At 59.0% G+C, this 24397-nt stretch carries 19 protein-coding genes; 6 read left to right on the top strand and 13 right to left on the bottom strand.

Translation table 11 applies throughout. The features are described from left to right. Positions 1 to 53 precede the first annotated feature (53 nt). The 13 genes from TU81_RS22205 to yaaA all read right to left on the bottom strand — a co-directional run bounded on the left by TU81_RS22205 (position 54) and on the right by yaaA (position 18353). Positions 54 to 1505, bottom strand: coding sequence for a mannose-1-phosphate guanylyltransferase/mannose-6-phosphate isomerase (locus tag TU81_RS22205; RefSeq protein ID WP_048396520.1), 1452 nt, complete (start codon positions 1503 to 1505; stop codon positions 54 to 56). 209 nt (positions 1506 to 1714) lie between these two features. Then, positions 1715 to 2380: an alginate O-acetyltransferase AlgF gene (locus tag TU81_RS22200; RefSeq protein ID WP_038979039.1), complete on the bottom strand. Its 666-nt coding sequence runs from the start codon at positions 2378 to 2380 to the stop codon at positions 1715 to 1717. Between the two features lie 14 nt (positions 2381 to 2394). Next, positions 2395 to 3570 carry an alginate O-acetyltransferase gene (locus TU81_RS22195; RefSeq protein WP_038979040.1) on the bottom strand — a complete coding sequence of 392 codons (1176 nt, stop codon included), beginning with the start codon at positions 3568 to 3570 and terminating at the stop codon, positions 2395 to 2397. Positions 3571 to 3581: 11 nt separating this feature from the next. Further along, positions 3582 to 5147, bottom strand: a complete 1566-nt coding sequence (locus TU81_RS22190; RefSeq protein ID WP_048396519.1) for an MBOAT family O-acyltransferase — start codon at positions 5145 to 5147, stop codon at positions 3582 to 3584. Positions 5148 to 5344: 197 nt separating this feature from the next. After that, positions 5345 to 6475 carry a mannuronate-specific alginate lyase gene (locus TU81_RS22185; RefSeq protein WP_038979042.1) on the bottom strand — a complete coding sequence of 377 codons (1131 nt, stop codon included), beginning with the start codon at positions 6473 to 6475 and terminating at the stop codon, positions 5345 to 5347. Positions 6476 to 6486: 11 nt separating this feature from the next. Continuing rightward, positions 6487 to 7938, bottom strand: coding sequence for an alginate O-acetyltransferase (locus tag TU81_RS22180; RefSeq protein ID WP_048396518.1), 1452 nt, complete (start codon positions 7936 to 7938; stop codon positions 6487 to 6489). A 10-nt stretch (positions 7939 to 7948) separates the two neighbouring features. Further along, positions 7949 to 9538 carry a mannuronan 5-epimerase AlgG gene (gene algG / locus TU81_RS22175; protein ID WP_048396517.1) on the bottom strand — a complete coding sequence of 530 codons (1590 nt, stop codon included), beginning with the start codon at positions 9536 to 9538 and terminating at the stop codon, positions 7949 to 7951. 26 nt (positions 9539 to 9564) lie between these two features. After that, positions 9565 to 11052 (bottom strand): alginate export family protein, encoded by a 1488-nt coding sequence (locus tag TU81_RS22170; RefSeq protein WP_048396516.1) that lies wholly within the window; start codon positions 11050 to 11052, stop codon positions 9565 to 9567. Beyond that, positions 11049 to 12560 (bottom strand): alginate biosynthesis TPR repeat lipoprotein AlgK, encoded by a 1512-nt coding sequence (gene algK, locus TU81_RS22165; protein ID WP_173667513.1) that lies wholly within the window; start codon positions 12558 to 12560, stop codon positions 11049 to 11051. The genes TU81_RS22170 and algK overlap by 4 nt, the downstream gene beginning before the upstream one ends. A gap of 9 nt (positions 12561 to 12569) precedes the next feature. Beyond that, the gene (locus TU81_RS22160; RefSeq protein WP_048396515.1) at positions 12570 to 13739 is read right to left on the bottom strand and encodes an alginate biosynthesis protein Alg44; all 1170 of its coding nucleotides are present in this window, start codon (positions 13737 to 13739) and stop codon (positions 12570 to 12572) included. 35 nt (positions 13740 to 13774) lie between these two features. After that, positions 13775 to 15256 carry a mannuronan synthase gene (gene alg8, locus TU81_RS22155; protein ID WP_390176101.1) on the bottom strand — a complete coding sequence of 494 codons (1482 nt, stop codon included), beginning with the start codon at positions 15254 to 15256 and terminating at the stop codon, positions 13775 to 13777. 181 nt (positions 15257 to 15437) lie between these two features. After that, positions 15438 to 16754 carry a nucleotide sugar dehydrogenase gene (locus tag TU81_RS22150; protein WP_038979048.1) on the bottom strand — a complete coding sequence of 439 codons (1317 nt, stop codon included), beginning with the start codon at positions 16752 to 16754 and terminating at the stop codon, positions 15438 to 15440. An 819-nt stretch (positions 16755 to 17573) separates the two neighbouring features. Further along, positions 17574 to 18353, bottom strand: coding sequence for a peroxide stress protein YaaA (yaaA, locus tag TU81_RS22145; RefSeq protein WP_019647726.1), 780 nt, complete (start codon positions 18351 to 18353; stop codon positions 17574 to 17576). Between the two features lie 303 nt (positions 18354 to 18656). Between yaaA and TU81_RS22140 the strand changes: the two genes are divergently transcribed. The 6 genes from TU81_RS22140 to TU81_RS22115 all read left to right on the top strand — a co-directional run bounded on the left by TU81_RS22140 (position 18657) and on the right by TU81_RS22115 (position 23751). Further along, positions 18657 to 19781 (top strand): polysaccharide deacetylase family protein, encoded by a 1125-nt coding sequence (locus tag TU81_RS22140; RefSeq protein WP_048396514.1) that lies wholly within the window; start codon positions 18657 to 18659, stop codon positions 19779 to 19781. 337 nt (positions 19782 to 20118) lie between these two features. Next, positions 20119 to 21513 (top strand): PhoH family protein, encoded by a 1395-nt coding sequence (locus tag TU81_RS22135; RefSeq protein ID WP_038979050.1) that lies wholly within the window; start codon positions 20119 to 20121, stop codon positions 21511 to 21513. Between the two features lie 232 nt (positions 21514 to 21745). Continuing rightward, on the top strand, positions 21746 to 22219 hold the full coding sequence (gene moaC / locus TU81_RS22130; RefSeq protein WP_038979051.1) for a cyclic pyranopterin monophosphate synthase MoaC: 474 nt from the start codon (positions 21746 to 21748) through the stop codon (positions 22217 to 22219). After that, the gene (gene moaD, locus TU81_RS22125) at positions 22216 to 22458 is read left to right on the top strand and encodes a molybdopterin converting factor subunit 1 (RefSeq protein WP_038979052.1); all 243 of its coding nucleotides are present in this window, start codon (positions 22216 to 22218) and stop codon (positions 22456 to 22458) included. The genes moaC and moaD overlap by 4 nt, the downstream gene beginning before the upstream one ends. A 3-nt stretch (positions 22459 to 22461) precedes the next feature. Then, positions 22462 to 22914: a molybdopterin synthase catalytic subunit MoaE gene (gene moaE / locus TU81_RS22120; RefSeq protein WP_038979053.1), complete on the top strand. Its 453-nt coding sequence runs from the start codon at positions 22462 to 22464 to the stop codon at positions 22912 to 22914. Positions 22915 to 23241: 327 nt separating this feature from the next. Then, complete coding sequence (locus TU81_RS22115) at positions 23242 to 23751, top strand: disulfide bond formation protein B (RefSeq protein WP_038979054.1); 510 nt, start codon at positions 23242 to 23244, stop codon at positions 23749 to 23751. The last annotated feature ends 646 nt before the right edge of the window (positions 23752 to 24397 follow it).

Genomic DNA, 24397 nt, shown 5'->3' with positions numbered 1-24397 from the left:
CGGATAGGGACGCAGCGGGCTGGGCGAGGGCTTTTTATTTTTTACCGGTCAAATCACTGCGCGATGGTTTTCACCGACACGCCGCGTTCGATCGGGGTAGAGCGACCGTAGATATCTTCAAACCGCTCGATATCGTCTTCACCCAGGTAGCTGCCCGATTGCACTTCGATGATCTCGAGTGGAATCTTGCCCGGGTTGCGCAGACGGTGAACCGAGGCGATCGGGATGTAGGTCGACTGGTTTTCAGTCAGCAGGAACACGTTTTCGTCGCAGGTCACTTCAGCAGTGCCGCTGACCACGATCCAGTGTTCGGCGCGGTGGTGGTGCATTTGCAGCGACAGGCACGCGCCCGGCTTGACCGAGATGCGCTTGACCTGGAAGCGGCCGCCCATGTCGACCGAGTCGTAGGAGCCCCACGGACGATAGACTTCGCAGTGGTTCTGGGTTTCGCTGCGGCCCTGTTCATTGAGGGTGTTGACCATCTGCTTCACGCCTTGGACCTTGTCCTTGTGGACAATCATCATGGCGTCCTTGGTTTCGACGACCACGATGTTTTCCAGGCCGATCACCGACACCAGTTTGCCGTTGCCGTGGATCATGCAGTTTTTGCTGTCCTGGATGACCACGTCGCCTTTGGTGACGTTACCGTTGGCGTCTTTTTCATTGACTTCCCACAGCGACGACCAGCAACCGACATCGCTCCAGCCGGCGGTCAGCGGCACTACGCAGGCGCGCTGGGTTTTTTCCATCACCGAGTAATCGATGGAATTGTCCGGGCAGCAGGCGAAGGTGGCGGGGTCGATGTCGACGGTGTCGGCATCCTGTGCGCTACGTTCCAGCGTCAGTACGCAGGTGTCGTAGATGTCCGGATCGTGTTTCTTCAGTTCTTCGAGGAAACGGCTGGCGCGGAACAGGAACATGCCGCTGTTCCAGAAGTAACCACCGGACTGGACGAATTCGGTGGCGCGTTTCACGTCAGGTTTTTCGACGAAGTGCGAGACACGGCTGACGCCTTCCGGCAGCAGCGCATCGTTGGTGGATTTGATGTAGCCGTAACCGGTTTCCGGTTTGGTCGCCGGCACGCCGAACAGCACCATCTCGCCACGCTCGGCTGCCACAGTGGCCAGGGCCAGGGCGCGTTGCAGGGCTTTCTGGTCTTCCAGCACGTGGTCGGCCGGCAGCACCAGCATCAACTCATCGCGACCTTCATTGACCAGCATCATCGCGGTCAGGGCCACGGCCGGCGCGGTGTTGCGGCCGAAGGGTTCCATCAGGATGCGCTGGGTGTCCAGGTTGCGGGCACTCAGTTGCTCGTTGACGATGAAGCGGTGTTCCTTGTTGCAGACCACGATCGGAGTGTCCATGCCTTCGAACACCAGGCGTTCCAGGGTTTGCTGGAACAGCGTGTGTTCGCCGGTCAGGGCGAGGAATTGCTTGGGGAATTGCTTACGCGAAAGCGGCCAAAGACGTGAGCCGCTACCACCTGACAAGATCACCGGAATCATGTTGTTACTCCTTTAAAATCGATTTGGTTAGAGCTACTGCGTTCTGTCGTTTCACTCTTGTTCTTGTTCCGTGTCCGAATTGACACCTCGGTCCCTTGTGGGAGCTGGCTTGCCTGCGATGGCATCACTTCGGTGTATCTGTTTCACCGAGTCGTCTGCATCGCGGGCAAGCCCGCTCCCACAGGGGGAGCGTCAATTCAGAGAATTAATCAACGCGTCGAAACCGGGCGCTTGACCCACACTGGCGACAGGCTGCTGCCACTGCCGGTGACGTACAGCACCGCGGCTTCACCACGTTCCAGGGCAACCGGTTTCACGTCACCGACTTTGGTGGCGCCGTCGTACAGGGCCAGGCTGACTTTTACCGGGTTGATTTCACGTTCGCCACGGCCCTTGGCCGCTACGGACGGGACCACTTCGGTCTTGCCATCGGCGGTTTTCAGGGTCAGGGCCTTGTCGCTCAGGTTCTGTACGCGAACCAGGGATTTCTGCTTGTTCTTGAACGGCGGCTCTTCGATCAGTTGTGGCGCGCCGCTGGCGTTGTTGACCAGGGTGTAATAGTGGTCGCCGGCCAACTTCACCGGCAGGGTCTGGCTGCCGACCTTGGCGCTGTAATCGCCGCCCGGCATGAAGCTGAAGTCGGTGCTGGACAGCGGCGCGACTTCGCTCAGGTTGGTGGTGCCAACGGTGGCGCTGACTTCAGCGTTACCAGCGTTGAAGACCCGCACGAAACTGGAGCCTTTGGGTGCGGTCGGGCCGTAGAGCGCGCCGTCACCGGCGAAGGCGGACATCGACAACACGCTCATGCCAGCAACGAGAGCGACTGCTTTTAAGGAGCGAGCGGCGAGACGGCGAGGAGTAGTAGTGAAAGTCATGGTGTACCTCTCTTTCAGTTTTGCGCCCGGTCGGGCGTCTCGGATTTAGTGTTTGCAGCTACGTTTTGTTGGCGTGCGCCGGCTTGTTTAAGCTCTGCGACCCACTGCGGGTCGGCGTCACCGATTTCGTTGTTCACAGGCAGATATCGTTCAGGGAACTCCCAGATCAGCACTTGTGGCGGGCTGTTCTTGAAAGCATCGCTTTTCAGGTAGGTGAGCATCGGCAGAATCGGGCCATGGCCGTCTTCGGCGTAATTGACCACGTCGCTGCGCAGTGCTTCTTTCAGCGCACCGACGAAGTTCCAGTTCGGGTTGGCGCTGTAGCTGGTGCCGATCAGGGCCACCGGCACTTCAGTGTTGGCGAACAGGGCGTCATCACCGGCAGGCTGATCTTGGGCAGCCACGGTGTTGCGCTTCTGCAAAGGCTCTTGCGCCGGCATCAGGTTTTCGAACAGCGGGTCCAGCGGCAGGAACAACCGCAGGTCGCCCTTGTGCGTCACCTTCTCCGCAGGTTCGGTGACGAAGTTTTGCGGTTCGCCGCTGAGCGGAGCCTTCTCGGCAATGGTTTTGGCCAGGGTCTGGGCAGCGATTTGCGCGCCTTCCGGAGTCCAGTGGGTGTCGGTGCGCAGGAACACTTGCTGACCGTCTTGCTTGCCCTTTTGCAGCGGGCCGAGCAGGTCAGGGGCGAGGATCTTGTTGGCCGCCACACGAGCGTGGAAATCCTTGTACAGATTGGCGTGGATACTCGCCGGCTTCACTTCACCCAGATGTTCCGGGTACAGACGCGTCTTGGCCGGGACAATCGCCATCACCAGTTGCACGCCTTGCTTTTTCAAGGTCTGGCGCACGCCTTCGACCAGCGCGTAGTTGCCTTGCAGGTTCAACTCTTCGTTGACGATCGGGTGGAACTCTTCATCGCTGTAGAGCCACTGATCGCGACCGAGCACTACGCCCGGACGACCTTCGTTGAACAGTTTGAAATCCAGCGCGGCCCAAAGGTTGGTGCCCAGGCGCTTGATCGGGAACTCTTCGTCGTAGTGCGTTTCGACGGCTTTGCTCCAGCGACCGTTGAGCACGGTCGCATCGGCATTGGTACTGAAGCCGAAGAAGCTGCGTACCGACCACACGCCCAGGACCAGCAAGGTCACCAGGAACAGGGCGATGTAGAAGATGCGTAATGAGCGGGTCATAGTCAGATCCCTCAGAACTGGAAGTAAAGGAACGGCGAGAAGCTTTGCGCCGAAAGTTTGAGAATCGAGGCGATGAACAGCAGCAGTACCAGAGCGCGCATCACGTAACGGGACCAGTCAGCGGTCCAGTAGGCCGGTTGCACAGTCGCTTCAACGCCGACGGTGTAACCCGGTTCGTGGATGCTGCCCGGGTTGTCGCCCGGTACGGCTTTGATCATTCCAGGCGTGGCAGCGGCAGGACCATCGGTCTCGGTGTTCGCCGCAGGCTTGGTCTTGACCGGCGGCTGGTTGGTGTAGAAATCACGCAGGCCGAAGAACGCCAGGGTTGCGTAAGCCACCACCAGGGTCGCCACTTGCAGACCGGTGAGGTTGGCCTGGTTGAGTTCCGACAGCGACCATTCGCCGAAGCTGAACATCGCGCCGTACATGCGACCGGCGACGTGCAGGTTTTCTGCGCGGAAGATCACCCAGCCCATCACTACCAGCAGGAACGTCAGGGCCCAACGGACCGGGTTGAAGCTGCGTGGCGAAGTGTTCAGGCCGATGGCTTTTTCGATCGCCAGCCACATGCCGTGCCAGGCACCCCAGATGATGTAGGTGATGTTCGCGCCGTGCCACAGACCACCGAGCAGCATGGTCAGGAACAGGTTGCGATAGGTCATCAGCGTGCCTTTACGGTTACCGCCGAGGGTGATGTACAGATAGTCACGCAACCAGGTCGACAGGCTGATGTGCCAGCGACGCCAGAACTCGGTGATCGACTGGCTGATGTACGGCTGTTTGAAGTTTTCCATGAAGCGGAAACCCATCATCAAGCCCAGACCAATCGCCATGTCGCTGTAGCCGGAGAAGTCGAAGTACAGCTGCGCGGTGTAGGCCAGGGCGCCAAGCCAGGCATCGCCCGTGGTCGGGTCCTGCAAGGCGAAGCAATGGTCGGCCACCACCGCCAGGGTGTCGGCGATGAAGACCTTCTTGATGAAGCCCTGCATGAACCGCGTGGCACCTTCGGAGAACTTGTCGAGGGTGTGGGTGCGGTTGTTGAACTGATCGGCCAGGTCGCGGAAACGCAACACGGGGCCCGCGATCAAATGCGGGAAGATCGCCACGAATGCGGCAAAGTCGATCAGGTTGCGGGTCGCCGGGGTATCACCACGGTAGACGTCGATGATGTAGCTGATGGACTCGAAGATGTAGAACGAGATCCCGATCGGCAACAGCACGTGAGTCAGGATGAACGGCGACAGACCGACCGAGGTCATCATCGCGTTGATGCTGTCCACGCCGAAGTTGGCGTACTTGAAGTAGCCGAGGATGCACAGATCCACCCCGACGCCCAGGAGCAACCAGCGCTGGGCCGGTTTGGTCCGAACGCCTGCCGCACCGACTTTCAGGCCGATCCAGTAGTTCCACAGCGTGACGGCTGCGAACAGCGCAAGGAAGTCCACACGCCACCAGGCGTAGAACACGTAGCTGGCAATCAGCAGCAGCAAGTTGCGATAGCGTATTCCGCTCAGGTAGTACATGCCGAGAAAGATCGGCAAGAACAGAAACAGGAACACGTTGGATGAAAATACCATCCCGATCTCTCCATGTTTAACCAACAGTCAAGGGCCAACGGCCCCCCCAAACCCCCCATCAAAATCCTGGGGGATGTATTGCGGTTCCTGTAGGAGCGAGGCTTGCCCGCGAAGAGGCCGTCACATTCAACATTGATGTCGACCGACACACCGCTTTCGCGGGCAAGCCTCGCTCCTACAGGGGGATTGCGTTTGTCTTAAGAGCCTTTGCCCTTTTCGCTGGCCGGGTCGTAGACCTTGGTCAAATCCCCGCCGAGACGGAAGGTCTTGAACGGCTGCATTTTGTGTTTCTGCGCCAGCACATCCGGCGTGCAGGTATAGAGCGAGCAGAACGGTTCGAGCCAGGCGAATTTCGAATCGACCTTGAGGTCGGTCATGTCCTGCTCTTTACCGTTCTTCTCTTCGAACTCATCCGGGTCTTCCACGCCTGCAAGCACGCGATCACCCAGACGTTTCAAGGCACCGTTGTTTTCCTGGCGCAAATCCACACCGTTGACCTGAGCGAAACTGGCGATCATCGCCAGTGGCGGCAGGGCATAGTTGTGATAGGCGAGGGCGCGTTGCTGGCGCTTGAGTTCGTTGGGCAGGAAGCCTTGGGCGTCGACCTGATTGACGCCGACCTTGTATTCCTTGACGGCCCAATCGAACAGGTCGCGGCGGTTGGTGGCGACCGACGTGGCCATCACCGACCAGGCTGCCCAGTACGAGTGGTTGTTGGTTTGCTCGAGCGGCAGGTTGTCCCAATCGCTGACCACCTGATCAGCCATTTTGCTGAACCAGGCTTCAATCACTCGCGCTTCTTCCTGGTGGGTAGCCAGTGGATGCGAGTCAGAGAACTTCAGGCGGACATAGGACGAAGCCATGCTGCCCAATGCCCATTTGCGCATGGACTTACCGGTGTGGTTGAAGTCCTTGGACATCAACGCGTCGGCCTTGGCCCAGGCAGTCAACCAGCTGAGGGTGCATTCCAGTTGTTCCGGACGACCGTCACGCATGAACTTCATCACCTGCTTGCTGGTGCTGCGCTCGATCTTGGTGATGTCGGCGGTGGTGTCGCGGAAGGCTTTTTCCGATGCCTCGTTCAGGGTCGAACGGGCCTTGTCGGAGCCTTCGTATTTGCTGCGAAATTGCAGGGCACCGGTGTAGGGCGTCGGCATCGCTTCGCAGCCTTCACTCTTGTCGCCGGTTTTGACTTTTTCAATCGGCGCGAAGTAACCCTGCGGCGGGCGAAGTGGCGCGGCGGCCTGGGTGGCGCCGGCGAACATCGCCAGCGTCAGCAGGGAGGGCGCGAGTAACTTTTTCAGCGTTCGGGTTTGCATGCAGTTCATAAGAGGTAGCCTCATTGCCCGGCTTGAGCGGTACGCTGCCCGGTGCCGGAGAACACGTTGCGTTTGCAGATTTTCGCTTCGACTTTCTGAGGCGTGGTACCTGGTTTCTCAGGTCCCTGGACTTCGACGGCCAGCAGGTTCTGCGAGGCCCAGTCTTCGTCCGTGCGCAACTCGAAGGCGAAACGCCCGTCGGTATCGGAGGTTTCCGGTTTGTCGATCTTGATGTCCTCGTGGCGCCCATTCATGTACCAGAGGGTGGCTTGCAAGGTTTTCACCGAGGTGTCGGCGAAGCGGATATCGACCTGGTGACTGCTGTTGCGCAGGTCCAGGTTCTTGCTGTTGACCATCAATTCGTTTTTGCCCGGTTTGAGCGTGGCACTGGCACTCATCTGTGCATCTTTGCCTTCGCAACCGTTGTCCAGCAGCGCCATCATTTGGCGGTAGATGGTTTCTTGATCGAGGCGATAAAGCGGCGAGAATTCCCAGATGAGGATTTTCGGCGGTTTGGTCTGGAACTCTTCGCTGCCCAGGTACTGCAGCATCGAACCTTCGAAGCCACCACCGGGGAAGGCTACGTTGAGAATGTCGGCGCCGATGGACTCTTCGAGGAAACCGGCGAAGTTGTAGTTCTTGCCACTGTGGCTGGTGCCGACCAGGGTGATTTCCGGATTTCCGGAATCACTGAACAGATCGCCATCGCCCGCTTCGCCCTTGGGCTCGGTGGTGAACTGATCCATGTACTGGATCGCGTAGCTGGTGCCACAGAGTTGACCAGCCATGTTGTGTAACGTTCCGGTCTTGCCCATGCGACCCGACTTATGGGTCTCGAATTCACGCTTGGGAACGTCGGCGAAGGCCGGCAATTGCTTGACCTTCTCGGCGACAATTTTCGCTGTGCGTTGGGCGCCATACGGCGTCCAGTGTTGGTCGCCGCGGAAGTAGAAATCGTGAGCCGGCAGGGTATCGGGCAGCGACTCGTTGGTCAGCGGCGACAGGTCCGGGACCACGTAGCCCATCTGCGCGAAACGCCCGAGCATGGTCTTGTAGTTCCTCAGCGCCTTGTCGAAGTCGTAGCTCGCCTTCTCGGCCGGGTTCAGCTTATTGCGGTTCACCAGGCCACGGGTCGGCTGGTAAACGATGACCAGTTCCACGCCTTTGCTCTTGAACGCCTCGTGCAGTTGTTTCAGGCGTTTGTAGCCGGCGGGTGTGGTGTCGAACTCGGTGCGCAAGTCTTCTTGCGTACGGAACAGCCAATCGCCCTGCGCCTGCACCAGTGTGGTGAAGTTCTGCTGATAGCGGGTGGTGTAGTTCTTCGCGTCGTGGGCGGCGGGGCACAGGCTGCAGCAATCCTCGGCCTTGAAGCTGGGTGCTTTGGCGTCTTCGGCACGTACGCCACCACTGGCCGCGAGAATGCCCGCGGTCAGGGCCGACAGGCTGAGTAATTTGATCAAGTGTGGGTGCATAAAATTATCCTCAGTCCCGCATTTCGGTCTGGCGTTCGACAGGGTCGATCAGCACGGCTTTCTGCTGGCGCACCAGCAGGTCGAGAATTTCATCCTGGCGTTCGCCGAGAATCCCCGAGAAGCTGATGCCGCTGGATTTGGTCGGTGCGAGCATCGACACGCGATACAACTCCACGCTCAGCGGCGAGTCGATGGACAGCGGTCCGCTGCCATTGGCGGCGAGTTCACCGCCGACCACGATCAGCGACACCTGGGCGTCGAACGGATCGAGCTTGATGTCCCGGTCGGTGTCGCTCAAATCTTTGATGTGCCCGTAGACACCGGTCAGGCCGTTGGCCATCGAGACGTTTTCGTACAGGCGAATGTTCACGCTGTTACGAATACGGATGCCGTGGCGCCTGTTGCTGATCACCTTGTTGCCCCACAACAGGTTGTCAGCACTCTCATAGAGGGTGATGCCGTCGGTGTGGTTCTTGTAGATCTCGTTGTAGGCGATCAGGTTGTTCACACTGTTACGGTCGATCACCAGGCCCGACAACTTGTTGTCGTAGCTGCGGTTGTTGAAGATGAAGCTGTCGTTGACCTCACGGGAAATAATGATCCCGTGCTTCTTCTTCGTACCGAACACCGTGTTGTCGGCGATGATCAGACCGTGGGAACGGTCATGCGGGTCGATGCCGTAGACGATGTTGTCTTTGTAGGTGTTGCCCTTGACCACGAAGTCGCGGGTTTCGTAGCAGTAGAAGCCGTACCACATGTCCGAGAACTCGGAGCCGACGATCCAGCCGGACGGTTCAGGGCGCTTGAGCACCTTGGCCATGTTCGGCGTGTATTGGGAAATACTCACGCCGTAGGACTTACTGTTGGCGTAACCGAAACTGGCGATCTTGCTGTTGGCGATGTAGGTCTCGGTGCCACCCCAGGACAGCAGGAACGGACGGAATTCCTTGGGCGACTTGAAGGCCGCCGGGCCGTTTGCCTTCTCGCTCCAGCCAGTGATTTTGGTATCACGCACGAACAACTGGCCGTCGTTGACCAGGAACGAACCAGCCTCTTGGGACAGGCGCAATTCCTGGGTCTGCTTGTCGATTTCCAGAATGCCCTTGTTCCCCACCACGATCGGCAACTTCGCCAGGAACACGCCCGGCGAGGTTTCGCTGAAGTACTGCTTGGGCAGCTTCTTCGCCAGGTCCTTGAGGTTCATGTAGCCGTCGTCGATGAAGATCGCCTGCGGGATGCCATGCTGACGCACTACCCACTCGGCCATCTTGTTGTCGCCGCCGATGAAGTCCTTCAAGGCGTTCTCTTGCATCATCCGGCGCACGCTGATCTTGCCGGGTTTGGTGCGCACGATTTTCTCGGCGATGGCTTCCGCGGTGTAGCCAGAGGTGTCCGGCAGTTTCGGCGCGGCCAGGTCCAGCGGCGCGGTTGGCGCGCTGCTGACGGTGTAGGTCTTGGCCTGTTGCAGCCCCTTGGCCATGGTCGTCGATTTTCCCGCTTGCACAGGCTGGGCCGGTTCGACGGTGGCGAAGGCCGCTGCGCTGGCGAGCAGCAGCGCGCCGGCCAGCAGGCTGATCGAGCCTTTCTTGGCGCTGTTCATGTCGGGCACTCCCTTCGCGGTTTGCATCAGAAGCGCCAGACCACGTCGACAAACGCGCGGTGCATGTACGAGTCGACTTCTTTGCCATACGCATCGCCAGGCTTGAACACGCCGCCACGGAACCGCACCAGAGCCGAAGGCTCATCGATCGACTGGCTCAACGACGCAGGCAGCAGGCCTTGCTTGAAGTACTTGGTGACCACCAGGTCCATTTCCTGACCGAGGTCTTTGTTGCCATCTTCCAACGGCAGGGAGGTGCTGGAGAGGATTGCGCCGGTCACGTCGTCGGTGTTGTTTTCGACGGCGTTGATGCCATTGCTGCCTACCGGCTTGTTGCCGTCGACGCGCCAGAACTTGTGGTAGATCAGACTGGCGTCGTATTCGTCGTTGAGCATCCACGAGCCGAACAGGGTAGCGGTCTGCATGTTGTTCATTTCGCCACGGAAGGCTTCGCCGAAACGGTGAACCCGCGAGCGTGTACCGGTGTAGTTCGAGCGATTGCTTTCCAGGCCGGTCTGTTCGTACTCGGCGCTGGCACGGGCATACGCCGCACCGACTTGCCACTGCGGATCAAGGCGCAAACGCAGGCCGATATCGGTGGCCCAGCCATTGAGGTCTTCACCACGTTTGGCTTCGGTCGGACGCGTGCCATCGGCGTTCAGCGGGTTGACCGTGTCGGTGTCGCCGCTCATGCCGGTGATGCTGCCCCAGTAGTTGACGGTGTTGGTGTTGCGCCAGTTGTAGGCGTCGCTGTCGGCGGTGAGGCCGAGCCAGCTGATGTCACCGTTCTGTTTTTTATCCAGCGAATCGCCGGCCACGCCCGGTTCCGGGTAGTCGAGCTTGCCGTCATCGTGGGTGTGATGACCGCGAATGCCGACCCAGTTACCCGGCGACCATTGAGTGGCAACGTCGCCGAAAACGTGCAGGCGATCCTCGTCCTTGGGCGCCAGCTCTTTCAAGTCGGTGCGGTATTCGCTGAAGCGTTCGGCGATACCGGCGTTGGCGCGCAACAGGGTGGTGTCGAAGGTCCAGTTCAGGGCTTCGATGTTGGTGTCGCGCCATTGGCCGTCGTCGTTGCGCAGGCGTTGGCGACCGAGCTTGAGGATCTCGCCAGGGTAGGGCGTGAGGCCGCTGTAGCCGACCCAGAACTCGCGCATCGCCAGGTAGTTTTTCTTGGTTTTGCGATCACCGTTGTCGGTGGTCTGGGTACCGTCGCTGTCGGACTGTTGCAGGGTGTCCGTTTCGATGATGTCGGTGGACGTCACCGCCTGACCCATGGCGTAGGCGCTCCACGCGCCGCTTTCGCCGTATACCCATGGACGCAGGTCGAGGCCGACGCCGGAAACGTCGCCGCCGCTGGCAGTACCCAAGTCACGGTCGTCTTCGGACTGGCCGGTAACTTTGACTTCGAGGCCGAAGTTCTTGTCTTCGGTCAGGGCTGCCAGGGTCGGGCACGACCACAGCAGGGCGAATGTCAGGCCAATACCGGCCTTCACGAATGGATTGAGCTTCATAGGGATTCCTCGCCGTCTTCTTCTTGCAGGGCGTGCAGTTCCAGCGTGTCCGAACTCACGGCACTACGAATGGCCTGCTCTTGTTTCAGCAGGCGTTGGGCCTCGGCCAGCCGGTCAGGCGGCAGTTGCGCTTCGATTGTTTGCGCAAGCTCATTGGCTTGTGGGGTGTTTTGAGCCTTCGCCAATTGGCTGAAGACATATGCGTTGACCGGGTCGGGCCGGGTGCCCTTGCCTTGGGAGAACAGTTGGGCAATGGCGAAATCGGCGCTGTTCTGGCCGTTACGCGCAGCGGTCAGCAGGTGATCCAGGGCTTTCTGCGGATAGACCTTGCCCAGGTAACCACGACGGTAAATCTGGCCGAGGTAGTAATCTGCGGCGACTTCACGGCCGACGGCTTTCTTGAAGTGCTCTTCGGCGACCTTGGCGTCGGCCGGCACCATTTTTCCTTCGAAGTAGAGCTTGCCCAGCAACAGTTCGGCACGCGGCTGGTCGGCGGCGCGGCCGTTGTCCAGGTACTTCATCATGGCGTCGACATCACCCAGTTCAGGGAAGTCGTAGAGCAGTTGCGCCAGGCTGACCCAGGATGCCGGGTAGCCAGGTGCAATGCCTTCGAGCAGCGACTGAGCGGTTTTCTCGTCGGTCTTGCCCAGGCTCGCATCGCCCAGCACGCGGGCCACGCTGTCCACACGTTGCGCAGAGACGGCGCCACGGCTGTGAGCGGCCTGCATCTGTTTGATCAGCTCGGCTTGTTGCTCTGGCTGGCCGCGTTTCTGATAGACCGTGGCCAGTTCGACGTAGCAGATGTCGGTGGTATTCAACGCCGCTTTGCAGACTTTCTCCACGTCATCCAGGTGCTGGTCGTACGTGCCCTGGGTGCGATAGAGCAGCACTTGCGCCAGACCCGCTTCCGGTTTGCCTTCGGCGCGCCATTGGCTGATCTGCTGCTGTGCGTTGACGTTGGGGAAACTGTGCGGGTATTGCAGGTACAGCATCGCCAGCGGGATCAGAGTATTGCCTTCGCCATTGGCCGAGGCTTTCTTCAACAGCGCTTCGGCTTCTTGGTGTTCGGCTTCGGTGGCGCCGGGTTTGGCCACCAGCAGACGACCCAGGCGAGCCTGAGCCCGCGGCGAGACGCTGGCCGCGGCGCGGTAAGTCGCCTCGGCCTTTTTGATTTGCGCCGGGTCACGGCTGTCGACCTGCAGATCGGCCAGGCCAACCTGGGCTTCGCTGTAACCCAGGTCTGCCAATTGCTGATAGTTCTGCGCCGCCAGCGTGGTGTCGCCGCGCTTGAGGGCTTCATTGGCCAGACGCTGGTCGGGCAGGCCGGCGCAGCCGGCGAGGCTCACGGCCAGCGCGAGCGAGCACACCACATAGCCACTGTGGGAGCGGGCTTGCCCGCGATTCAGGCGGCTCGGTGCTTCAGAAAGACCGCGTTGATCCAATCGCGGGCAAGCCCGCTCCCACAGGATTCGCGGTGTTTTCAGGAGACTGATGATCGTCACGGGCATGTCCTCTGTTTAAAGACCGGCGGCCATGGCTTTGTTGATCAGCCAGTTCAGGTTCGGGCCACGAGTGCTGTTCACTTCCACCGGGCGACCGGCGAAGGCGCTGTCCAGTGGCTCGTCAGGTTTGATCTGCACGCGGATGTCGGACGACAGGTCGGCGCTTTTCAGGCTGGTGCTGCTGACGATCTTGCCGGTACGGGTTTGGTCTTCACCGGCGATCTGGAAGCTGACCGAGGTGCCTGGGAGCACGTCGCCGAACTGGCGATAGGAGAAGCGAGCTTCAACGTTGGCTTCGGTGTTGCGCGGCACCAGTTGGAAGATCACGTCGCCTTTGCTGGCGTACTGACCGTTAGCCACCAGTTGCTGCGCCACGGTGCAATCGCACGGCGACGTCAGGGTGCCGGTCATTTGCTTGCCGAACAGTTCTTCAACCTTGGATGGTTGCAGTTGACCTTCGTCCAGATGGCCCTTGAGTACGTCGAGCATGCTGGTGCTGAAAGTCGCCAGCGGTGCGCCTTTGGCGGCAACGCCGTCAGCCTTGATCAGGCTCTGCACGGTGCCGTCGCGCGGCATGGTGATGTTCATGCCCTGCACGCTGACCAGGCCGGCCTGGGCGTGGCTGACGAAGTACATGCCGTACACCGATTTGAAAATGAAACCGAACGCCACAAGACCGACCACGAAGATACCGGCGCTGAAGGTCACCGCTTTCAGACGGCCGAGCGCGGTCATGCCGTGGCCGCCATCCTTGACCTTGCGCGCCTTGGTGAAGTTGTCGCGCTGCAGGGTCGCCAGCATTTCACCGACGCTGACGATGTCGCCGGCCAGGTGTGAGGTGATCAGGTGGCGCAGGGTGGAAATGTCACGGGGTTCCAGGTTCTGGAACTGGCAACCGGTGCGACCGGTCTGGCGATCCACGGAGCGAATTTGCAATTCCACGTCCATGGCCAAACCGAGGTTATCGATGACGAATTGCAGGCGAGCCTTGTGCACATCGCCGACTTTCAGCGGCAGCTGACCGGCGTTGAACGCCAGACCGCCAGCGGAAAGGTCGATGAGTCGGGCTTCAACCGGAGTCCGGTCAGGGCCGAAGAAACGCAGCTTGGCCGGGATTTTCACGCGAGCGTGTTGGCGCTGGGCTTCGGATTCGTGCACTACGTTGGAGTTGACGGCGGTATTCATAAGGGCGATTTCCTAGTTAATTCAGGCGAGTTCGGTCAGACCATCATCAGCAGCACGGCGACAAAAATGCTGCCGGCGGAGAAGGTCATGGTCCGAGACGACCAAGTGTTGAACCAACCTTGAAAGCTGGCGAGATCACGGGTCAGGGAAGTGGGCTGGCGACTCCAGGACTGACGGTCGAGGCGGAAGAACACGTAGATCTTCACCAGCGCGCCGACGATCTGGTTGTAATAGAGAATCGCCGGGTAGGCCGGGCCGATCCGGTGACCGGAACAGGACAGCAGCACTGTAAGGATCAGGCGGGTGATGCCGATCCACAGCAGGTAAACCAGGATGAACGCGCTGCCGTACTTGAAGGTGGCGAGGATTGCCACGGTCAGGCCCAGCAAGGACGTCCACATCGACACGCGCTGATCGAACAGCACCACCGAAGTGAACAGGCCGAGACGTTTCATCCCCAAGCCCAGGGCGCGGGAGTTCTGCCGCAGGTTGTTGCCGTACCAGCGGAACATCAGTTTGCGACTGGCCTTGATGAAGCTCTTTTCCGGCGGGTGTTCCACGGTGTGGATCGCGGCATCCGGCACGTAGAACGTGTCGTAGCCCAGACGCATCAGGCTGAACCAGCTCGACTTGTCGTCACCGGTAAGGAACTTGAAGCGGCCCAGGCGCCAGTGTTGCAGCGAGTCGCTTTCCACATCGGCGATGAAGTCCGGGTTGGTGACCACGGTGGCGCGGAATACCGACATCCGGCCGGTCATGGTCAACACGCGCTTGGACAAGGCCATGGAGCACATGTTGATGTGACGCTGGGCGAATCGCAGTTTGTGCCATTCGCTCATGATGTAGCCGCCGCGCACTTCGCAGAACTCGTTGGTGGTCAGGCCGCCGACATTGCCGAACAGCTGGAACCACGGCACGGTCTTGAGTACGACGCCTTCGGCCAATACGGTGTCGCCATCGATCACGGCAACCACTGCGCGGTCGTCCGGCAGGTGGCGCGAGATGGCGCGGAAACCGTAGGCCAGGCCATCGCGCTTGCCGGTGCCGGGAATGCGCACGAAGTCGAGCTTGACCCGTGGCGGTGGGTTCATGCGTTTCCAGAGGCTCTTGACCAGCAGCTCATCGGACATTTCCACGATGGAGCAGACCACGGTGGTCGGCAGTTCGCAGTCGATGGCCTCGCGGATTACCGAGCTGTAGACCTGAGCGGTGGTCAGCGCGTCGATACGAAAGCTGGTGACCATCAGAAATACATGGGACGGATCTGCCGCTTTGCCCAGCTTGCGCACTTTGCGCCGCAGGTGCGGGTAGACCACGTACAGAAACAGCATGCCGCGCAGAAAGTGCGTGGCACCCATCGAGTAGCGCCAGATACCGACGATACCGATCAGGAAGATGAAGTCCTTCGACTCGGAGTCGAACGTGGACGCAGGCAGCGCCATGGCGATGCCCATCAGTAAACTTAGGTAAAACAGCCAACCGGCGGCCTGAAGTAGGCCGTGCTTTAGCCTGTGCATAATCTGCATCCGTCTCGATCTCGGGCGAGCCTGTGGGGTGGCCCGATGGGGTTAAGGCAGGCGTAGAAAGCCAAGTCGATCTCATCAGACCTGTAGGAGCGAGGCTTGCCCGCGAAGGCGGCGTACCTGACACATCACGTCGCCTGGTTCGCCGGCAAGCCTGGCTCCTACGAGGAGGGTGTTACCAGCAGATGCCTTCGGTCCGGCCACTCACGCTGGTGGCTTTGGACATGAAGCCAACCAGGTCGACCACTTGCTTGCCGTGTGGAGCTTCCAGCGCCAGGGCGCGGAATTTCTCGTCACGGTTGCCGAGGATGATCACGTCGGAGTTTGCGATCACGTCGTCGAAGTCGGAGTTGAGCAAGGACGAGACGTGAGGGATCTTCGACTCGATGTAATCCTTGTTCGCACCGTGGACACGGGCGTACTCGACGTTGCTGTCGTAGATGCTCAGGTCGTAACCCTTGCCGATCAGCATTTCCGCCAGATCGACCAGCGGGCTTTCGCGCAGGTCGTCGGTGCCGGCCTTGAAGCTCAGACCCAGCAGGGCGACTTTGCGTTTGTCGTGGCTGGAGACGATGTCGAACGCGTTCTGCACCTGGGACTCGTTACTGCGCATCAGCGAGTTGAGCAGCGGTGCTTCCACGTCCAGGGAACCGGCGCGGTAGGTCAGGGCGCGGACGTCTTTGGGCAGGCAAGAGCCGCCGAACGCAAAGCCTGGGCGCATGTAGTACTGGGACAGGTTCAGTGTCTTGTCCTGGCAGACCACTTCCATCACTTCACGACCATCGACGCCGACAGCTTTGGCGATGTTGCCGATCTCGTTGGCGAAGGTCACCTTGGTGGCGTGCCACACGTTGCAGGTGTACTTGATCATCTCGGCAACGGCGATGTCCTTGCGGATGATCGGCGCGTCGAGCTCTTCGTACAGCGACTGCAGAACGTCACCCGAAGCCTTGTCGAACTCGCCGATAACGGTCATTGGCGGCAGATCGTAATCGGCGATCGCGGTGCTTTCACGCAGGAACTCAGGGTTGACCGCCACGCCGAAATCGACGCCGGCCTTTTTGCCAGAGCAGTCTTCGAGGATCGGGATCACCACGTTTGCCACGGTGCCCGGCAGTACGGTGCTGCGAACCACGATGGTGTGGCGGGTGGTCTTGTCACGCAGGACAAAACCGATCTCGCGGCACACGGCTTCGATGTAGTTCAGTTCCAGATCGCCGTTCTTCTTGCTCGGCGTACCGACGCAGATCATCGACAGGTCGGTGTCACGAATCGCTTCGGCGAAGTTGGTCGTGCCGCGCAATTTGCCCGTCTCGATGCCCTTCTTCAGAAGTTCGCCCAAACCCGGTTCAACGATCGGCGAACGGCCGGCGTTGATCATATCGATTTTGTCTTTGGCAACATCGACGCCAACGACGTCATGGCCCCGTGCAGACAGGCAACCGGCACATACTGCGCCGACGTAACCCAAACCAAATATGCTGATGCGCATCGCAATTACCTCTGTGTTTATCAAGCCATTACATGGCCGGAGTTAATGGTGTTCAGCGGTCATAGTGCACTCGCAAGTGCGACTTAAAGGCGCCACAGTGCCGTGTGCAGGCATACTAAGTTCCGAGTGTCTAAATAAGTGCACTCAAGATGTGCGCAGCCAGGCCTTATTGTTATGACGTGCCCTGTTATGCAGCCGATCCTCTTTTCTGAAGACTTCCGTGCAAAGGTCTTGCGCGCTCAATGCCAGGCCCGAAAGCCCGTAAATCAAGCGGTTGGGTGCTCAGGTGAGCACGTTTATAGGGGCGCAGCCGTGGCCTTGTAGGGGATAGTAATGGTGCGTTATCTCCTGTCCTTCATGTGTTGCCCAAATAAGCGATCAGTAAGCCCAAGTATGTGTGACAACTTCGCTACATGAATCTCTTGTCTGTGTAAGTTATCTCGCACAATCACCGAGAGAATCGTTACCGGTGGTATGAGCGGTGCATTTGGACATAGTTCCTGTCCGCCCATCGCGAATTCTGAAATTTCTTGAAATATGGAAAAAGATGGCACTGCTCTCATATTGATAGCACTTGCCGTTTGGCCCTTTATATATGGGGTGATTATTGCGTTAGATATTTTTTTGCCACTACGGATAAAAATTTTCAGTGCCACTACTGAAAAAAATGATCAATGTCGAGTGAAACTAAAGTTAGAAAATAGAGTGCTTGAATTTTGGCGCCAATAAAGCGGCGAAACGGAAGGGATTGTTCGATGATCAAAGGGGGCGCGCACGACGAAGTAATGGGTGTCGTGCGCTGACTTAGTGCAGGTTCTATTACTCCGGTGCGTGATCGCGCAGGAACACCAGATTGTCCGGTTTAGACTGCTCGCTGCTGTAGCGATAACCCTGAACGTCAAACTGCTTGAGGGCGACCGGGTCATTGATGCGTTCTTCAATGACGAAGCGACTCATCATCCCGCGGGCCTTTTTCGCGTAGAAACTGATGATTTTGTACTGGCCGTTCTTCAGATCCTTGAACTCGGTATTGATGATGCGCGCATTCAAGGCACTGCGTTTGACCGCCGAGAAGTACTCGTTGGAGGCCAGGTTCAGCAGCACGTCATCGCCTTGATCGGCCAAGGCTTCGTTCAGCCATTCGCTGATCCGCGTACCCCAGAAGGCGTACAAATCCTTGCCTCGGGCATTGGCCAGTTTGGTGCCCATCTCCAGCCGATAGGGCTGCATCAGGTCCAGAGGGCGCAACAGGCCATACAGGCCGGAGAGCATGCGCAAGTGCTGTTGGGCGTAATCGAAGTCGGCTTCGCTGAAGGTTTGTGCATTCAGGCCGGTGTACACATCGCCCTTGAATGCCAGCAGCGCCTGCTTGGCGTTGGCTGGGGTGAAGGCCGGGGTCCAGCTACCGAAACGCGCGGCATTGAGACCGCCAATCTTGTCGGAGACGTGCATCAGCTCGCTGATCTGCGCTGGCGTAAGGTCGCGCAGTTGCAGGATCAGCTCCTGGGAGTGGTCGAGGTATTGCGGCTGAGTGAAGCGCTGGGTCGCCGGCGGTGTTTCGTAATCGAGGGTCTTGGCGGGGGAAATCACCATCAGCATGAAGTCGTCTCCTTTAATCGTGGCGGCGATTCTAGGGGGTTGTTCGTGTTGACTCCAGCTATGGGTGTCATAGGTGATCGGTGGCGTCATTGAACAAGATCGCAGCCTCGCTTCGCTCGGCAGCTCCTACGGGGCTGTGTTCACTTGGGAATGGAATGTGCTCACAAAGATCGCAGCCTCGCTTCGCTCGGCAGCTCCTACGGTGCGCGTCCATCTGTAGGAGCTGTCGAGCGAAGCGAGGCTGCGATCTTTTGATCTTCCCGCGATATAGTGCCGCGCGGGTTTTGTTATGGAGACATCCCATTGCGTATCGTTTTTCTATTCTCGGCCTGGCTCTTGAGCTTTGGTGCCATGGCGGCGCCGGGCGATGTGGCGACGCTGGATCGCAGTACCTGGCCTGAGCAGCTCAGCAGCCCGACGTTGTTCGACGTCGCCTCGCGGGCCGAAATCCTCATGTTCGCCCGCGTTCTGCTGGCCAGCGAATCGCTGGATGAAGCGAGCCTGGCTCAACGCCTGGGCCTGCGCACCCTCAATCTGGAGTCGGTCAACCAGTTGCGCCAACGCCTGTGGCAGCGTTTGCTGACCAATTACAACTTCGCCCAGCAGAGTTGCGATCAGGATGCTTCCTTCTGTTTCCTGGTCGAGGACATGGCCACCTTGCGTGAGCAAGCGGCCAAGTTCCAGGTAAGCGACGACAGCTATTACATCAAGTGGGCCGAGCCGAGCCGGTTGTTCCACGCCCAGTACCTGGACGAGCAGTTGCGCAAGGCCGCGCTGTTCCCGCAGACCAGCAGCGAAGTCGATCGTTTTGGCGACTATGAGCGCAACGGCGAGGCCATGAATGACCGCCTGTTCCTGCTGACATTCGACAGCGCCGCCAACACCGCGCCAGATAACACCGCCTGGGTCACCGAGTACCTGCGCAAATCGAACATGAGCGCTACGTTCTTCGTCCTCGGCAAGGACATTCAGGCCCGTCTGGCCGAGCGTTCGGTGGCCAGCCTGCAAGGCACTTATTCGCAGCAATGCGTGGGCGTGCAAGGCTGGGAGTTCCGCTCCCACAGCCACTGGCAGGACTGGCAGGACTCGGTGCGACGCAGCGCCGAACTGGTCAAAAACAAGCTGCCGGAGAATTACGTGCCGCTGTTTCGCCCGCCCGATGGCCAGCGCCGGTCCGATGCCGAGGGCTTCTTCAAGTCTCAGGGCTTGCAGGTGGCATTGTGGGATATCGATGCCCAGGACGGCGCCGGCAAGCTCAAGGGCAGCCAGAGCGCACAACGGGTGTTAACCCTGATGCTGCTGTGGCGGCACGGGGTGATCAATTTCAATGTGAAGCAGGATGCGCTGAAAACGGCGATGCCCTGGCTCATTACGCAAACGGCGCCAAGCGGGATCGGTTGGGCAGACTGTCAGGACGCGTTTCGCTGAAAACGGCAAAAGGCCGTAAACATTGGGGGAAGGGCGATTTTTGCAGAGAAATCGGTGCAGGCGGACTTCCGACTTTAACGGCACATTGCCTGCACGCCAAGGGCTATTCGTCACTCTGAAAAATAAACTTCAAAAAAACGTCAAAGTGCTTTTTTCTGTCATGTGTTTTGGAGTATTACGAAGACAGACCGCCGAAACCTGCAACACAGGTGGCGTCTCCCAAGACCCCAGTTTGTGTGCAGTTCACTTGAATCCTCGCAGGTGAATTCGGCGGCCACTTCGAGGCGCAGCACTGTCATGGTACTGCGTCGACTGGCTCCCACAAAGGTGACCGAGTATGGATGATCACGGACGTAGCCCTTCTTCCAACCAGCCAATCCTTTATGTACTCGATACCAACGTATTGATTCACGATCCAAACGCCCTGCTTAATTTCGAAGAACACCACGTCGCCATCCCGATGACCGTGCTTGAAGAGCTGGACAAGCTCAAGAGCGGGCATCACAGCGTTGCCGCTGAATGCCGCCAGGCGATTCGCCTGATCGACAAGACTTTGGGCGATGCCAGCCCCGAAGACGTTGAACTCGGCGTACCGATCCAGCGCGGCAAGAGTGGGCCCAAGGGTTTGCTGTCAATTTTGATGAGCAAGCGCACTGAGCCGAACATCATTCTGCCCGAGCACCTGAACGACAACATCATCATCAACCAGTTGATCGACCTGCACGCGCGCGAACCAAAGCTGCCCGTGGTGCTGGTCACCAAAGACATCAACATGCGCCTCAAGGCCCGGGCTTGCGGGATTGCGGCCGAGGACTACAGCACCGACCAACTGGTTGACGACGTGTCGCTGCTACCCAACGGTTATCACAACATGACCGGCTCCTTCTGGGACCGTGTGAGGAATGTCGACACCCGTCAGGATCATGGCCGCACCTGGCACCAAGTGCAGTTGATCGACAACCTGCCGGCGGTGCACGTCAACGAGTTCATCATCGACGAACAGGGTTTTGTCGGCTGGATCAAGGATATCGAAGAAGACAAACTGCTGATTCTCGACCTGCATCAGGAACCCCTGTTGCACCAGGAAGCCTGGGGCCTGAAACCGCGTGACATCTATCAAAGTCTGGCGCTGTACGCCTTACTCGATCCGGATATCCACCTGGTCAACCTGACCGGGGCTGCGGGTTCGGGTAAAACCATCCTCGCACTGGCGGCGGCCATTGAGCAGACCATGGTCAGTAAACGCTATCGCCGGATCATCGCGACCCGTAGCGTGCAGGGCCTGGACCAGGAGATCGGTTTCCTGCCCGGCACTGAGGCGGAAAAAATGGAGCCTTGGCTGGGCGCCATCACCGACAACCTCGAAGCCTTGCACATGGATGACGAAAACACCCATGGCAGCGTCGACTACATCCTCAGCAAAGTGCCGTTGCAGTTCAAATCCCTCAACTACATTCGAGGCCGCAGCTTCCAGCAGAGTCTGATCCTGATCGATGAATGCCAGAACCTCACGCCGCACCAGATGAAAACCATCATCACCCGTGCCGGCGCCGGTTCCAAAGTGGTGTGCCTGGGCAACCTGGCGCAGATCGACACCCCTTACCTGTCCGCGACCAGCTCCGGGCTGACGTACTTGACCGAGCGCTTCAAGGACTTCCCCAACGGTGTGCACATCACCCTGCAAGGGGTGCCACGCTCGATTCTGGCCGAATACGCCGAATCGCATCTGTAACCCTCACCAAAACCGGGCGGCCTAATGATCGCCCGGTTTTTTTATGCCCGACGAATAACCCTGTGGGAGCGGGCTTGCCCGCGATGGCATCACCGAGGTGTCCCTGTTGAACCGCAGCGCCTGCATCGCGGGCAAGCCGCGCTCCCACAGGGTTCGGTGTAAACGCATAATCAAACGTGCGGAAATTTGACCCACAGGTTTACAATCGATGCTCCTGATCAGGAGTATCCCTGTGCTGACTCATCTCGATTCCCAAGGTCGCGCCAATATGGTCGACGTCACTGAAAAAACCGTGACGTTCCGTGAAGCGACGGCCCAAGCGCTGGTGCGCATGCTGCCCGAAACCCTGCAGATGATCGTTGCTGGCGGCCATCCCAAGGGGGACGTGTTCGCCGTGGCGCGGATCGCCGGCATCCAGGCGGCGAAAAAAACCAGTGATCTGATTCCGCTGTGCCACCCGTTGATGCTCACCGGCGTCAAGGTCGAACTCAGTGCCGAAGGCGACGACACCGTGCGCATCGTGGCGTGCTGCAAGTTGTCCGGGCAGACCGGCGTCGAAATGGAAGCGCTGACTGCCGCCAGCGTCGCGGCGCTGACCATCTATGACATGTGCAAGGCCGTGGATCGTGGCATGACCATCGAGAGCGTGCGGCTGCTGGAGAAACTCGGCGGCAAGAGCGGCCATTTTCAGGCGGATCAACCATGAACGTTACTGTGAAGTTTTTCGCCCGTTACCGTGAAGCGCTCGGCGTGGACTCGGTGAAGGTCGAAGGTGTTTTCGCCACGGTCGACGATGTGCGCGCGCTGCTCGCTCAACGTGATGGCGCCGAGGTGCTGAGCGAGCAGAATCTGATGTGCGCCCGCAACGAAGACCTCTGCCAGCTCGACGAACCGGTGAGCGATGGCGATGAAGTGGCGTTTTTTCCGACCGTGACCGGGGGCTGAGCCATGGCGATTCGCGTGCAGTCCACGCCGTTCGACCCGGGCAGCGAAGTCAACGCCATGCACGCGGCCAATGTGGGCGTTGGTGCAGTGGTGAGTTTTGTCGGCTACGTACGCGACTTCAATGACGGCCTCGACGTCGCCGGGATGTTTCTGGAGCACTACCCGGGCATGACCGAAAAAGCCCTGGGCAAGATTGCCGTGGAGGCCGAGCAGCGCTGGCCGCTGTTGAAGCTGGAAGTGTTGCATCGCATCGGCGCGCTGGAGCCGGGCGAGCCGATTGTCTTCGTCGGCGCCGCCAGCGCTCACCGTCAGGCGGCGTTCGATGCCTGTGCCTTTGTCATGGACTACCTGAAAACCCGCGCGCCGTTCTGGAAGAAAGAAAACACCCGTGATGGACCGCGCTGGGTGGAAGGGCGTGACAGCGATCATGCTGCGGCGGATCGCTGGAAGCAGTAAGCAATCGATCCGTCTTCAGGGGCTCGATGCTTGAAAAACACTTGAAAGTTAATCCGTTCTTAACCGGTTTATCGTTTATTCCCCGACATTGGCCAAAGCGGCCTTGTCGAAGCTGTTCATCGATAAGATCCCTTGCCCGAGGCCAGGTTCAGAGGCCGTTCAAGGCTCTCAAAGATCGGGTCAGCGTGTAGACTTCCGGGCAACCGATATCAGATCGACAAGATCGCATTGCCGCCAGTTGGCATATCAAAGACAGCATCAGCCTGACGCCGCAGCTGCAAGCGCAGCCGCCGACGAGTTGATCCACGGACACAAAAGGGAAACGCGATGAGCGAGGAAACGATGCGGTTGGGGCGTGAACGGCGCTATCTGGTGCTTCTGGGCATTATTTGCCTGGCGCTGATCGGTGGTGCGCTGTACATGCAAGTGGCTCTGGGCGAGGCACCGTGCCCGCTGTGCATCCTGCAACGCTACGCGCTGTTGCTGATTGCGCTGTTCGCCTTTATCGGCGCAGCGACGCGCACCCGCCGCAGCATCACGCTGTTCGAAACGTTGGTGGTGATCTGTGCCATCGCGGGTGCCGGGGTGGCCGGGCATCACGTCTACACGCAGTTTTACCCGGCGGTCAGTTGCGGCATCGATGTGCTGCAACCGATCGTCGACGGTTTGCCGCTGGCGAAGATCTTCCCGCTGGGCTTCCAGGTCGACGGTTTCTGCTCTACGCCGTACCCGCCGATCCTCGGCTTGTCCCTGGCACAGTGGGCGCTGCTGGCGTTCGTGCTGATCGTGGTGCTGGTGCCGTTGCTCACTTCGCGTAACCGCAAAGCGCTGCGCTGAGGCTGTTCGCCGTATCGTTGCAGGCAAAAAAACGCCCCGGTTCTCGTTAAGAGGCCGGGGCGTTTTGCGTATTCGCAGGTCAGGTAAAAAGACCTTGATGCTCGACAAGGAAGGGTGCGACATGTGTGCGACATGTTGTCACAGCTTGAGTGTCGCAAGGCATTTCAAATCGCTGATTCAGGGCATCGCTTCGCACCAAAATCGGCTCTTCCAGGCGCTGCCGGTTTCAGCGCTCGACAGTCGAAACAGGCAGTTTTAACAGGGCCTGGCGAATTGCCAAAGTCCTTGTCACACAGGGGGTAGAGCAGGGTCGAAGGCGAGTCCAGAGCCTTGGAAGCTGTCTGAACTTCGCGTGGTAGACCTACAATTTTTGGTGTTTTTGTTGAGAATTAATTTCGATACCATGGCGCACTTTTGCAAAAGCCGTTAATGATTGTTGCCGGATCGGATATAAATTATTTCGGGATGAGACATGGTTTATGAATCGTTACATATCTACAATCGCCCGCACTGAATTCCCGGCACTGCTCACCCTTACTCAGGTGCATGAGCAGAACTAGGGTGTCGAGAGGCCTGATGGCTTCATGCGACTCCCAGGTGTCGGTGCCTTCCGACTATCCGCACCAAATGGAATTGGTCTGTAACA

The sequence above is a fragment of the Pseudomonas lini genome (assembly GCF_001042905.1).
Classification (GTDB): Bacteria; Pseudomonadota; Gammaproteobacteria; order Pseudomonadales; family Pseudomonadaceae; genus Aquipseudomonas; species Aquipseudomonas lini.
This window is presented reverse-complemented; position numbering and strand designations above follow the sequence as displayed.